The following is an 11,671-nucleotide window of genomic DNA, read 5'->3' as shown; positions in this document are numbered from 1 at the left end:
AGGGACGGAGCCCGCTAGGACGCGTAGGGGTCCGCGATGCCCACGTACTGCGTGTACAGGTATTCCTCGATGCCCTCGGCGCCGCCCTCACGGCCCAGGCCTGACTGCTTGACCCCGCCGAAGGGAGCGGCGGCGTTCGACACGACTCCGGCATTGAGCCCCATCATGCCGGTGTCGAGCCGCTCGCCGAGGCGGAGACCGCGGTTGAGGTCCCGCGTGAAGACGTAAGCGACAAGACCGTACTCGGTGTCGTTGGCCAGTTCCACCGCCTCGTCCTCCGTGCTGAAGGTGATGATGGGCGCCACCGGGCCGAAGATCTCCTCCTGCATGATCCGCGCGGACCGCGGGACGTTCGTCAGCACCGTGGCCTCGTAGAAGTAGCCGTCACCGGTGACAGGGGCGCCGCCGGTGACGGTCGTCGCACCATCGCCCACGGCTGCGGTGACGAGCTCGTGCACCTTGTCGCGGCTCTTCCGGTCGATGAGCGGGCCGAGCTTGGACTCGTCCTCCGTGCCACGAGCCGTGGTCATGCCCTGCATCCGCTCGGCGAGCGCCGACGCGAAGCGGTCCGCCACGGACTCGTGCACGATGAAGCGGTTGGCTGCGGTGCAGGCCTCGCCCATGTTGCGGAGCTTCGCCAGCATGGCGCCCTGCACCGCGGCGTCCAGGTCCGCGTCCTCGAAGACGAGGAACGGCGCATTCCCGCCGAGCTCCATGGATGTCCGCAGCACGTTCTTCGACGCAGCCGCGAGAAGGGTGCGACCGACGGGGGTCGAGCCCGTGAAGGAGAGCTTGCGCAGCCGGGGATCGTCGATGAGGGGGCCGGTGACGTCGCCTGCGGTGGTCGTGTTGACGATGTTCAGCACCCCTGCAGGCAGCCCCGCCTCCTGCAGCACGGTCGCGAACAGGGAGGAGGTGAGCGGTGTGAGGTTGGCGGGCTTGAGCACCATGGTGCAGCCGGCGGCGATGGCCGGGGCCACCTTCCGGGTGGCCATTGCCAGGGGGAAGTTCCAGGGCGTGATGAGCAGGCACGGTCCAACCGGCTTCTTGCTCACGAGCAGCCGTGATTTGCCATCCGGCGCCATCGAGTACCGGCCCGTGGCGCGGACGGCCTCCTCCGAGAACCAGCGGAGGAATTCGGCACCGTAGGTGACCTCGCCCCGCGCCTCGGCCAGCGGTTTGCCCATCTCGAGCGTCATGAGGAGGGCGAACTCGTCAGCCCGGGCGGTCACCAGATCGAAGGCCCGGCGCAGGATCTCCCCGCGCTCACGGGGAGCTGTGCGGGCCCAGCTTGCCTGGGCGGCAACCGCGGCATCGAGTGCGGCCATGCCGTCCTCGGGCGAGCCGTCGGCGAGGGTCAGCAGAGTGCGGCCGGTGGCCGGGTCCTCGACGTCGAAGGTGGCCCCGGAGGAGGAAGCTCGCCACTCCCCGCCGATCAGGAGCCCCGTGGGCACCTTGTCGAGTACTGCCTTTTCCTGGTCGGCGGTGACGGCCATGCTGAGCTCCTTCGCGAGAATTCCCGGGCGCGCCCCGAAGGGCATTCCCGCTCACGCTAAGCCCGGCGGCGAAGGAGTGTCCAGTGAACCCTGCACGGGGTTGCACCACTTCCTTTGGGCGACTGCACAGGAAGGTCAGCGCGCGGCGATCACCGCCGCGTACAGCTCCCGCTTGCTCACCCGGCTGTCCGATGCCACGGCGGCCACGGCGTCCTTGAGCCTCATCCCGCCGGAGATCAGGGCATTGACGTCGGCGACATGGTCCTCGGGCCGGGAGGGCGGCGCCTCGGGAGCACCGGCGACGACGACGGCGATCTCCCCCCGTACCTCGCCGGCCTGGGCCCACTGCAGCAGTTCCAGGAGCGAGCCCCGGACCACCTGCTCGTGCACCTTGGTCAGCTCACGGGCGACGGCGGCCTGACGATCCGATCCGAAGGCCTGCTGCAGCGATCGCAGCATCGGCTCGAGGCGATGGGGTGCCTCGAAGAAGATCATCGTGCGGCGCTCGGCGGCGAGGTCGGCCAGCCGGCCCGCCCGCACGCCGGGCTTGCGCGGCAGGAAGCCCTCGAAGCAGAACCTGTCCGTGGGAAGTCCGGAGAGGGCGAGGGCGGCGAGCACTGCCGACGCCCCGGGTACGGCCGTGAGGTCCAGGCCCTCGGCCACGGCCGCCTCGACCAGGCGGTAGCCGGGATCCGAGACGGAGGGCATGCCGGCGTCGGTCACCATCAGGAGGGTGGCGCCGTCGCGGACGAGGTCGAGCAGTTCCGCCGTGCGCTCGCCCTCGTTGTGCTCGTGATAGCTGATGACCCTGCCCGTCACGGTCACCCCGAGCGACTGCACCAGCCGGTGGAGACGGCGGGTGTCCTCGGCAGCAACCACGTCGGCGGTCTGCAGCAGGCCGACCAGCCGCTCGGTGGCGTCGCCCATGTTGCCGATCGGCGTCGCCGCGAGCACGATGCGGCCCCGGCCACTGCCATCGCCGGCGGTGCCGCGGTAGGCGGTGATGGGCGCACGGGTCTCCTCCTGCTCCGGGGACTGCGGATCCTCGGAGGGGTCTTCGCCGGGCTGTTCGGGGGAAGCATCGTCATATGGCTGATTCACCGCACCAGCCTAGCCTCCCCAACCCGCCTGCCGGGGCTGCACAGGCACCGCCGGTAGCATGACGGGGTGAGTCATACCGCCGTCCGACCCCGAGGGGAATCTCCGCGTCAGGGCGCAGCATGGATCATCCCTCCGGCACTCGCCTACACGCGTGACGCCCTGGCCCTTCGCCTCCTCGGCCCTGTAGCTCCAGGCGGTGCACTCCGCTGGTTCCTCCCCCTCGCCATGGCGTTGCTCGGCGGCATCCTGCGCTTCGTACGCCTGGACGAGCCCGGATCGCTGGTGTTCGACGAGACGTACTACGTCAAGGACGCCTACTCGATGCTGCAGTCCGGGTACGAGCGCGCGTGGCCGGAGAACGCGAACGATTCCTTCAATGCCGGTGACCCCGACGTACTGCTCGACTCCCCCAACTACGTGGTGCACCCTCCCGTCGGCAAGTGGATGATCGCCTTCGGGATGCTGCTGTTCGGCTCGGACAACGCCTTCGGCTGGCGCTTCTCCGCGGCCCTCATCGGAACCGTCTCGGTCCTCCTGCTCGCGTTCGTCGCACAGCGGATGTTCGGCTCGGCGCTCCTGGGCGCCGCAGCGGGGCTCCTCCTCGCCGTCGACGGCCACCACATCGTCGAGTCGCGCACCTCGCTGCTGGACATCTTCCTCAGCTTCTGGCTCCTCGCCGCTTTCTCGGCACTGCTGCTGGATCGCGACGACGGCCGACGGCGGCTGTGCCGGCGCCTCTCCGCGCCGGCAGGGCGGGACGGTGGGAGCGCACCCTCCCGCGCCCAGCTGGCGTACGGACCGTTCCTCGGCGTCCGGCCCTGGCGTCTGGTCGCGGGAGTCTGCCTGGGGCTCGCCCTCGGCACCAAGTGGTCAGCCATCCCGTTCATCGCCGCCTTCGGCCTCCTGACGGTCGCGTGGGACATGAGCGCCCGGCGGATCGCAGGCGTCCATCACTGGTTCCTGGCCGGCGCCGTCAAGGACGGCCTGCTCGCCTTCGTCTCCCTCGTCCCCCTGGCGCTCCTGACCTACCTCGCGACCTGGACCGGCTGGTTCCGCTCGACGGATGCCTATGACCGCACCTGGGCGGCAAGGAACCCCTCGGACGAGTGGGGCTGGGTGCCGGCAGGGCTACGGTCCCTGGCGGAGTACCACCGCAGCGCCTACACCTTCCACCAGGGCTTGGGCTCGGACCACCCCTACGAGGCGAGCGCCTGGTCCTGGCTCGTGGTGGGACGCCCGACGTCGTTCTTCTACGAGACACCGGCCGGTTGTGGCACCGACTCCTGCTCCCAGGCGGTCACGGTGCTGGGGAATCCGCTCATCTGGTGGAGCGCGGCGCTGTCCCTCGTCGTGCTGCTGTTCCTCTGGCTGGGTCGCCGGGACTGGCGTGCCGCGGCCATCCTGACGGGCGTCGCCGCGGGGTACCTGCCATGGTTCCTGTACCCGGAGCGCACCACCTTCTACTTCTACGCCGTGGCCTTCGAGCCCTTCCTCGTGCTGTCGCTGGTCTATTGCCTGGGCCTCGTCCTGGGCGGACCGGGCGCCGACAGGGCTCGACGCCGGCGGGGCCTCGTGCTGGTGGGAGTCTTTCTGGCCGCCGCCGTGGCATTGTCGGCCTTCTTCATGCCCATCTGGACGGCCGAGATCATCACCTATGGGCAGTGGCGCATGCGCATGTGGCTGCCGAGCTGGGTCTAGGGCCGGCGGAGGGCTGAGGACCGGCTGAGTGCCCTACGAGGCTTCGAGTGCCTCGCGGTACCGGGCCTGCGCAGCGTCCTGCGCCAGCATCGAGCGTTCCCGACGCGCCCTGGTGGGCCACGTGGCGAGGATCGTGACGATGGTCGCCCCGAGGACCAGCAGCGCGATGATCACGGCCGAATCGGTCCAGAACTGCTCGGGGAACAACCGGATGAGTGTGTCGTCGACCCGGAAGGTCCACGTGCCGTCCGCGAAGAACAGTGCGTGTACCTGCGTGAAAAACGTCTCCCATCCGATGACGGCGAGCACCGTCAGCACGACTATACCGACCAGCGTCAGGACTGCTCCCGAGAACAGCGCGCGCCGGACGCCGCCCTTGTAGCGCCTCGCGAGGTAGGCACACGCGATCACGGCCAGCACGAACATCACGAGGGCGATGAAGAAGGACAGCCCGAGGACGCTCTTCACGTCCGCCATGTGCCCGACCTCCGACTCGAGGAACAGCGGCGCGCCCTCCGGCGTCACCAGCCCGCCGAGGTACCGGGGCGGGGCGAAGTTCAGCACGTAGTCCAAAGCGTAGGAGCCATAGGTCATGCGGTCGTCCAGCGAGTAACCGTACTGGTCCGCCGGGAAGCCCGGCCGGTTGTACTCGAGCCACAGGAACGACGACGTCGCGACGGCACGGACTGCGGCCGCAACGACGATGACGGGGAAGAACAGGGCGACGACCACCTGCAGGAAGCGTGCGAGGGCGGGCTTCGCCGACACGGCCTGGTCGCGGACCGCGGCCCGGCGAGCCACGTCCTTGTCGGGTGGACGCACCGAGAGTGCTCCGGTGTCGGTGGTCGGCTCGTCATATGTGTCAGCGGAAGCAGGATGCGCTCCCCCGCCGGCCCGGGAGTCGTCGGCCCGTTCCGGCGAGGTTCCGCCGTCGTCGGCTGCAGGGGTCGTGGGCATCGCCTGCGTCGAGGGGGAAGCATCCACCGCTCGTCCGCCCGCTTCGGCAGGGGCGTCGCCATCGTCGGCACGGTCTTCGGACTCGTCGTCGTCCATGCGGGAGACGTCGGGCAGGGTCGAGGCCTTCCGCCTGGGAAGGTTGTGGCGCTGCGCGATGCCCGACGATGAGCCGGCCCGCTGCCCTGCTCCACGGGAAGGGGCAGGGAGAGCGTCGGGCTCGTCGCCGACGGCGTCGGGATCCTGGAAAGGTGCGTCGCGCTCGTCGCCGACGGCGTCGGGATGCTGGAAAGGTGTGTCGGGCTCGTCGGCGGCGGCGCCAGAGTGCTCCGGGAAAGGTGCGTCGCTCATGTCCGCCGAGGCGTCGGGCTCGTGGCCCTGACGCGCGTCGTCGACCAGGCGCGGTCCGCCGGAATCCGTTGGACGGGTGCTGTCGATCTTTGCCACTGCGCTGTCTCCTCGTTCGGTGCCCGCCGGCGCTCGGTCCGGCGTCTTTCGACCATACCGGGCTCGCCCGCACCCGGCCGGAAGACTCCCCGCAGCCCTGCGCCGGCAGGATCAGGCGGTGATGATGGCGTCCCCCCGGTCAACGACGCCCAGGTCCCCCCGGTGCCCGGCTTCGGCTGCACGCCGTCCGAGGATCAGCGTGTAGGCCCAGTACGCCGCGAAGACCAGGAAGCCGATCGCCAGCCGGAGCCACGCTGGAAGGCCACTCGGCGTCACGAAACCCTCCACGAGTCCCGAGACGAGCAGGACGAGCACCAGCCCCAGTGCCACCGTGATCAGTGCGCGCCCTTCCTCTGCGAGCGCCACGGAGCGGGGCCTGCGTCCGGGCGCCACCCACGCCCAGAAGATGCGGAGACCTGCGGCAGTGGCGATGAAGATCGCGGTCAGTTCCATGAAGCCGTGCGGCAGGATATAGACGAAGAAGACGTCGAGCCGGTCGTAGGACGCCATCATGCCCGCGGCCATCCCGATACCCTGCGCATTCTGGTAGAGGATGAACGCTGGCCAGATGCCTGTGACGCCGAAGGCGACCGCCTGCAGCGCGATCCACGCGTTGTTGGTCCACACCAGCCCGGCGAACGATGCAGCGGGATTCTCCGAGTAGTAGTTGACGAAGTCCTCGTCCACGAAGCGTCGGAGTTCCTCGTCGGTTCCGAGTGCCGGGATGACGCCCGGGGTGTCGACCACCCAGGCGGCGTAGAGCCACGTTACGGCGATGAACAGCACCCCGACCACCGCGGTGAGCCGGCGGATGCGGTAGAAGGCCGACGGCAGGGACAGGACGAAGAACTGGGCCACGTCCTCCGCGACGTTCGACCGCGCACCGGTGAAACGCGTCCGGGCACGGGACAGACGGGTGGACAGGGCACCCGAGAGGGCGCTCTCGGGATCGACCGATCGGATGATGGAAAGGTGCGTCGACACGCGCTGGTAGAGCACCAGCAATTCATCGGACTCCGCTCCGTCGAGTCTCCGTCGGCGCACGAGGTCATCCAGCCGTTGCCAGTCGCTGCGGTGCACCGCGATGAAAGCGTCGACGTCCATGAGCCCAACCCTATAGTCAGCTGCACCGACGCCGCCCTGCTCGCGGGCAGGAGTGTGCCGGCCACTCGGCACACGAGCAGGGCCCCGACGGCGTGCCGGCCCACGGCGCTAGGCTGAGGGAGCGCCGCACGCGCAGCACCTGATCAGGGGGAAACCATGAGCTCGGTCGTCACCGGCGAGGCAGTCGTCCTCGAACTCAAACCCGCGGGTTTCGCGGCGCGTGGACTGAGCATCATCATCGACATCATCGCCCAGCTCGTCCTCGCGATCCTCCTGGTGCTGCTGGTCGGGAACGTATTCGGCGGTGTCCTCGACGAAGCACTGACCAACGCCCTCCTGCTCGTCCTCGTCGTCCTCGTCCTGGTCGTCGTACCGGTGACAGTGGAGACCCTCACCCGCGGGAAGTCACTCGGTCGCCTCGTGATGGGACTGCGGATCGTGCGCGACGACGGCGGCGCCATCCGCTTCCGCCACGCCTTCATCCGCGGCATGCTCGCGATCCTCGAGATCTACATGCTCGGTGGGTCGCTCGCGTTCCTGGTGTCGCTGTTCAATGAGCGCTCGAAGCGGCTGGGCGATCTCCTCGCCGGCACCTACGCGATGCGCGAACGCGTTGTCGCGAGGCCGCGTGCACTCGCCGCCATGCCGTCCGGGCTGCTGGAATGGTCGGCGACCGCCGACATCGGGCGTCTCCCCGACCCGCTGGCACGCCGGATGTCCCAGTTCCTCTCCCAGGCTCCCCGGCTGACGCCGCAGGCACGCCACACACTCGCCCTCGACCTCGCCGCAGAGGCAAGCCACCATGTGTCTCCCGCGCCTCCGTCGGGTACCCACCCGGAGGAATTCGTGCACGCCGTGCTCGCGGCGCGGAGGGACCGCGACTACGCCGCGATGATGCGCCAGCGCGAGCGCACGGAGTCGACAGCGAAGAGGCTCCACACGCTGCCTTTCAGCTGATGCGGAAATGCCTTCGCAGCCGTCCCGACAGGTGCCCTAGGGCTGGTTGACCCACTCGTTCCAGGGCACGTTCCAGTCGCCGAACCCGTCCCACACGTACATGGGCCCGTAGTCGGTGTTCAGGATCTGCACCACGTCGCCCGGGCCGAAAGTGTTGTAGAAGTACTCGGCTCCCTCCGGGGACATCCCGACACAGCCGTGCGAGACATTGAAGTTACCGAGCGCCACCTGTGCGGCCGGGAGGGCTTCGTGGACGAACGCTCCACCGTTGCTCAGCCTGCTGGCATGGTTCACGACGGTCGGTGGGTAGTAGGCGGGATCGCCGGGCTCGAGCCCGATGGACTCGGCCTTGAACTCCGTGGACTCGTAGTGCTCCATGACCACCATGTACCCCTCGGTGGAGGGCCATTCCTCGGTGCCGAGGGTGATGGGGAAGGTCCGGTCCAGCTTCCCGTCGAGGTACACCTTCATGGTCTTGGTGGCGTTGTCGACGACGGCGAGGCGCGTGTTGTGCGTCTTCACCGTCATGGTCCGGTCGGCGTTGCCGATCATTCCGTTGCCGAGGTCGACGCCGAAGAGATCGGCGTTCACGGTGATGGTGCTGTTCGGAGCCCAGAAGGTCTCGGGACGGTACCGCACCTTCGTGTCGGACAGCCAGTAGAAGGCGCCCGGCTGGCCGCTGGTACTGGTGACGGTGATGGACTTCTCCACCTCGGTCCGATTGACGACCGGTTCGCTGAAGCTGAACTCCAGCGGCTGCCCGGTGCCGACCGTACTGCCGTCGAGCGGGAACATCGCCGCGTCGGCCTCGTTGGCGGGTTCGACCGTCAGGAACGTCGATGTTCCGCGCAACCGCTCTCCGGCCGGGTCGAGCACGGTGTAGGAGAACAGGTATTCGGTGTCGAAGGCGAGCCGCCCGGTCGCTGTCCAGGTGGTGCCGTCGGGGGAGATCTTTCCGGCGACGGGCGTGCCGCCCGCGCGCGGCGCCAGTTCGACGGCGTCGAGCCTTGTGCCTTCGACCGCGATGGTGGCGACCGTGGCCGGATTGACGGCATAGGCTCCGTCGGTGGGCGTGATGCCCACCGTGTATTCCCCAGCGGGGTCAAGCGGGCCGGCCGGCTCGGTCGCAGTCCCCGATGCTTCCGGTTGCGGTGCCGCGGCTGGCGGGGTTGAGGACGACGAGGGCGCGCCGTCATTCCAGGGCGCTGCGGTGGCAATGCCTACGCCACCACCGACAACGACGACCGCCGCCGCACCGATGGCCGCGATCTTCCAGCCCCTCCGGTGTGCCGCGGCCTTGCTCGACTCCTGCTTCATGCGCATACCTTTGCCCCTTGACGTAGCTAGCCCAGTGCGATTTTACGCGAACGGGTGGACCGCATCGCGGAGGCGGCATGCGGTTTCGACAACGATTCGGCCGCTGCCGGCACCCGATGGGCACCGGCAGCGGCCGGACGGGAGTGATTACGCGGGCCTGCTGCAGCCCGGGCGGAGGCCTAGTAGCGGTAGTGCTCGGGCTTGTAGGGCCCGGCGACATCGATGTCCAGGTACTCGGCCTGTCCCTTGGTCAGCTCCGTGAGCTCGACGCCGAGCGCGTCGAGGTGCAGGCGCGCCACCTTCTCGTCGAGGATCTTCGGGAGGACATAGACCTCGTTCTCGTACTCGCGGTTCCCCTCGGCGTCGTCCTGCTCGAACTTCGTGTACAGCTCGATCTGGGCGATGGTCTGGTTGGCGAAGGAGTTGCTCATCACGAACGAGGGATGGCCCGTCGCGTTGCCGAGGTTCAGCAGGCGGCCCTCGGACAGCATGATGATCGAGTGCTGTTCGACACCCTCCGCCTCGTTGGCAGGAATGACCCATTCGTGGACCTGCGGCTTGATCTCGATCTTCTCGACCCCCGGGATGCGTGCAAGGCCTGCGATGTCGATCTCGTTGTCGAAGTGGCCGATGTTGCCGACGATGGCCTGGTGCTTCATGCCCGCCATGTGGCGCGCCATGATGATGTCCTTGTTGCCGGTGGTGGTGATGAAAATGTCGCCCTGGGCCAGCACCGTCTCCAGCGTGGCGACCTGGTAGCCGTCCATGGCCGCCTGCAGTGCGCAGATCGGATCGATCTCGGTGACGATGACGCGCGCGCCCTGGCCGCGCAGCGCCTCGGCAGCGCCCTTGCCGACGTCGCCATAGCCGCACACGACCGCGACCTTGCCGCCGATCAGCACGTCGGTGGCCCGGTTCAGGCCGTCGGGCAGCGAGTGGCGGATACCGTACTTGTTGTCGAACTTCGACTTGGTGACCGAGTCATTGACGTTGATCGCGGGAAACAGGAGCTTGCCCTGCGCTGCGAGCTGGTAGAGGCGGTGCACGCCCGTGGTGGTCTCCTCGGTGACACCCTTGATGCCCGCGGCGATGGCGGTCCACTTCTGCGGTTCCGTCTCGATCGTGGAGCGGACGGTGTCAAGGAAGACCGTGTACTCGTGGGAGTAGTCGGCGTCGCCCTCCTGCGGGTTCGCCGGCACGGCGCCCAGAGCCTCGAACTCCGCACCCTTGTGCACCAGCATCGTGGCGTCTCCACCGTCATCGAGGATCATGTTCGGGCCGAGCCCCTCGGCCTGGCCGGGCCAGGTGAGGATCTGCGTGGCGGTCCACCAGTAGTCCTCGAGGGTCTCGTTCTTCCATGCGAACACGGGGACGCCCGCGGGCTCCTCGACAGTGCCCCTGCCGACGACGACGGCCGCCGCGGCCTCGTCCTGGGTGGAGAAGATGTTGCAGGAGGCCCAGCGGACCTCGGCACCGAGAGCGGTCAGCGTCTCGATCAGGACGGCCGTCTGCACGGTCATGTGAAGGGATCCCGCGATCCGCGCACCCGCGAGCGGCTGCGCCTCGCCGTATTCACGGCGAAGGGCCATCAGCCCCGGCATCTCGTGCTCCGCGAGGCGGATCTGGTGGCGCCCCGCCTCGGCGAGGGAGAGGTCTGCAACTTTGTAGTCGAGCGTCATGATCTGCTGTTCCTAGCTGTGGTTCGGCGATTGTGGAGCGGTGCTGCACGGGCGCTGGAGGTCCTCCCCGGCCCGGGGGGCCGACGTCAGGTGCGGGCGGCACCGTCGAGCAGTTCGGCACGGAGGAGCACAGGGATGCCTTCGTCGAGCCCGTAGGTGAGCGTCTCGCCGTCGGGCCCGGGTGACGACGACGTCAGCACGGCGCCGTCCTGGGTGAGCTCGGCTCCGGTCACGGGGCAGCGGAGGACATCGAGCAGCCGTGCTGGGAGATTCGCCATGGGAAAACTTTCGGTCGGGAAGATGAAAATTCTCCTGCCCATTCTACCGCGAACGCGTCCGGAGGCCCCAACCAACCCTTCGTCGACAGACCGCTCGATCCCGCCCCTCAGGGCTCCCGGAGGATCCTGAGGTGTCCGCGGCGAGCCCCGGGCACCCCGGCAGGAGGCTCCATCGGCGCCCTGCTTCCGCGCTGCGCAGGGGGTAGGTTCTCCGTCACCGGTTCGGCTGCAGCCTCACGGACGGCATCGGCGAGGGCCAGGAGATCATCCGTGTTGTGCTCGGGTACGGCGTCGGGAAGCGTGAGGCGAACCACCTCCCACCCACGCGGAACGGTCAGCCGTTCGGCGTGCACGGCGCAGAGATCATAAGTGTGCGGCTCGGCGTACGTCGCGAGGGGCCCGAGTACCGCCGTCGAGTCTCCATAGACAAAGGTGAGTGTCGCTATCGCCCGCCGTTGGCAGGCAGATCTGGAGCATTGACGGAGTGATCCCACGATCGGCAAGCCTACCGGGCATCAGCCCGGATCACCGCCATCGGCGCTCCGGGTCCGCAAGGATCCACTGAATCCGGGGACGGAGAATCCCGCACTTCGTCGCGGTCGCGGGCAGCCACGCACTCCTGGCGCGCATGGCAAGGCGG

The 11,671-nt window shown here is 68.6% G+C and carries 10 protein-coding genes; 2 read left to right on the top strand and 8 right to left on the bottom strand.

Annotation, left to right across the window (positions count from 1 at the left end):
- Positions 1-14: 14 nt before the first annotated feature.
- Both RCH21_RS11775 and rsmI read right to left on the bottom strand, forming a co-directional pair.
- Positions 15-1,496, bottom strand: coding sequence for an NAD-dependent succinate-semialdehyde dehydrogenase (locus RCH21_RS11775; RefSeq protein ID WP_120148284.1), 1,482 nt, complete (start codon positions 1,494-1,496; stop codon positions 15-17).
- A gap of 135 nt (positions 1,497-1,631) precedes the next feature.
- Positions 1,632-2,501: a 16S rRNA (cytidine(1402)-2'-O)-methyltransferase gene (gene rsmI, locus RCH21_RS11770; RefSeq protein WP_268878014.1), complete on the bottom strand. Its 870-nt coding sequence runs from the start codon at positions 2,499-2,501 to the stop codon at positions 1,632-1,634.
- A 162-nt stretch (positions 2,502-2,663) separates the two neighbouring features.
- Here rsmI and RCH21_RS11765 point away from each other — a divergent pair, with 162 nt between their 5' ends.
- Complete coding sequence (locus RCH21_RS11765; protein ID WP_442784705.1) at positions 2,664-4,295, top strand: dolichyl-phosphate-mannose--protein mannosyltransferase; 1,632 nt, start codon at positions 2,664-2,666, stop codon at positions 4,293-4,295.
- Between the two features lie 33 nt (positions 4,296-4,328).
- On the opposite strand, the gene RCH21_RS11760 is transcribed toward RCH21_RS11765, so the two are convergent.
- Positions 4,329-5,696 carry a TIGR01906 family membrane protein gene (locus tag RCH21_RS11760; RefSeq protein WP_326964511.1) on the bottom strand — a complete coding sequence of 456 codons (1,368 nt, stop codon included), beginning with the start codon at positions 5,694-5,696 and terminating at the stop codon, positions 4,329-4,331.
- Positions 5,697-5,807: 111 nt separating this feature from the next.
- On the bottom strand, positions 5,808-6,800 hold the full coding sequence (locus RCH21_RS11755) for a stage II sporulation protein M (RefSeq protein WP_326964510.1): 993 nt from the start codon (positions 6,798-6,800) through the stop codon (positions 5,808-5,810).
- A 156-nt stretch (positions 6,801-6,956) separates the two neighbouring features.
- Here RCH21_RS11755 and RCH21_RS11750 point away from each other — a divergent pair, with 156 nt between their 5' ends.
- Entirely contained in the window at positions 6,957-7,757 is an 801-nt protein-coding gene (locus tag RCH21_RS11750) for an RDD family protein (RefSeq protein WP_326964509.1), read from the top strand.
- Positions 7,758-7,793: 36 nt separating this feature from the next.
- Here RCH21_RS11750 and RCH21_RS11745 read toward each other — a convergent pair whose 3' ends face one another.
- From RCH21_RS11745 to RCH21_RS11730, 4 genes are all read right to left on the bottom strand, one after another.
- Complete coding sequence (locus RCH21_RS11745; protein WP_326964508.1) at positions 7,794-9,074, bottom strand: L,D-transpeptidase; 1,281 nt, start codon at positions 9,072-9,074, stop codon at positions 7,794-7,796.
- 179 nt (positions 9,075-9,253) lie between these two features.
- Positions 9,254-10,753, bottom strand: a complete 1,500-nt coding sequence (gene ahcY / locus RCH21_RS11740; RefSeq protein WP_120148290.1) for an adenosylhomocysteinase — start codon at positions 10,751-10,753, stop codon at positions 9,254-9,256.
- A gap of 86 nt (positions 10,754-10,839) precedes the next feature.
- Positions 10,840-11,031 carry a hypothetical protein gene (locus RCH21_RS11735; RefSeq protein WP_326964507.1) on the bottom strand — a complete coding sequence of 64 codons (192 nt, stop codon included), beginning with the start codon at positions 11,029-11,031 and terminating at the stop codon, positions 10,840-10,842.
- 107 nt (positions 11,032-11,138) lie between these two features.
- Entirely contained in the window at positions 11,139-11,525 is a 387-nt protein-coding gene (locus RCH21_RS11730) for a DUF3499 domain-containing protein (protein WP_120148468.1), read from the bottom strand.
- Positions 11,526-11,671: the final 146 nt, after the last annotated feature.

Source organism: Arthrobacter sp. PL16, assembly GCF_035985055.1.
Classification (GTDB): Bacteria; Actinomycetota; Actinomycetes; order Actinomycetales; family Micrococcaceae; genus Arthrobacter_D; species Arthrobacter_D cheniae.
This window is presented reverse-complemented; position numbering and strand designations above follow the sequence as displayed.

What these genes read in the sequence shown, in the direction of transcription:
- RCH21_RS11755 (WP_326964510.1), bottom strand. Translation starts at nt 6,800, where the DNA reads ATGGACGTCGACGCTTTCATCGCGGTGCACCGCAGCGACTGGCAACGG.
- RCH21_RS11745 (WP_326964508.1), bottom strand. Translation starts at nt 9,074, where the DNA reads ATGAAGCAGGAGTCGAGCAAGGCCGCGGCACACCGGAGGGGCTGGAAG.
- RCH21_RS11735 (WP_326964507.1), bottom strand. Translation starts at nt 11,031, where the DNA reads ATGGCGAATCTCCCAGCACGGCTGCTCGATGTCCTCCGCTGCCCCGTG.
- ahcY (WP_120148290.1), bottom strand. Translation starts at nt 10,753, where the DNA reads ATGACGCTCGACTACAAAGTTGCAGACCTCTCCCTCGCCGAGGCGGGG.
- RCH21_RS11775 (WP_120148284.1), bottom strand. Translation starts at nt 1,496, where the DNA reads ATGGCCGTCACCGCCGACCAGGAAAAGGCAGTACTCGACAAGGTGCCC.
- RCH21_RS11750 (WP_326964509.1), top strand. Translation starts at nt 6,957, where the DNA reads ATGAGCTCGGTCGTCACCGGCGAGGCAGTCGTCCTCGAACTCAAACCC.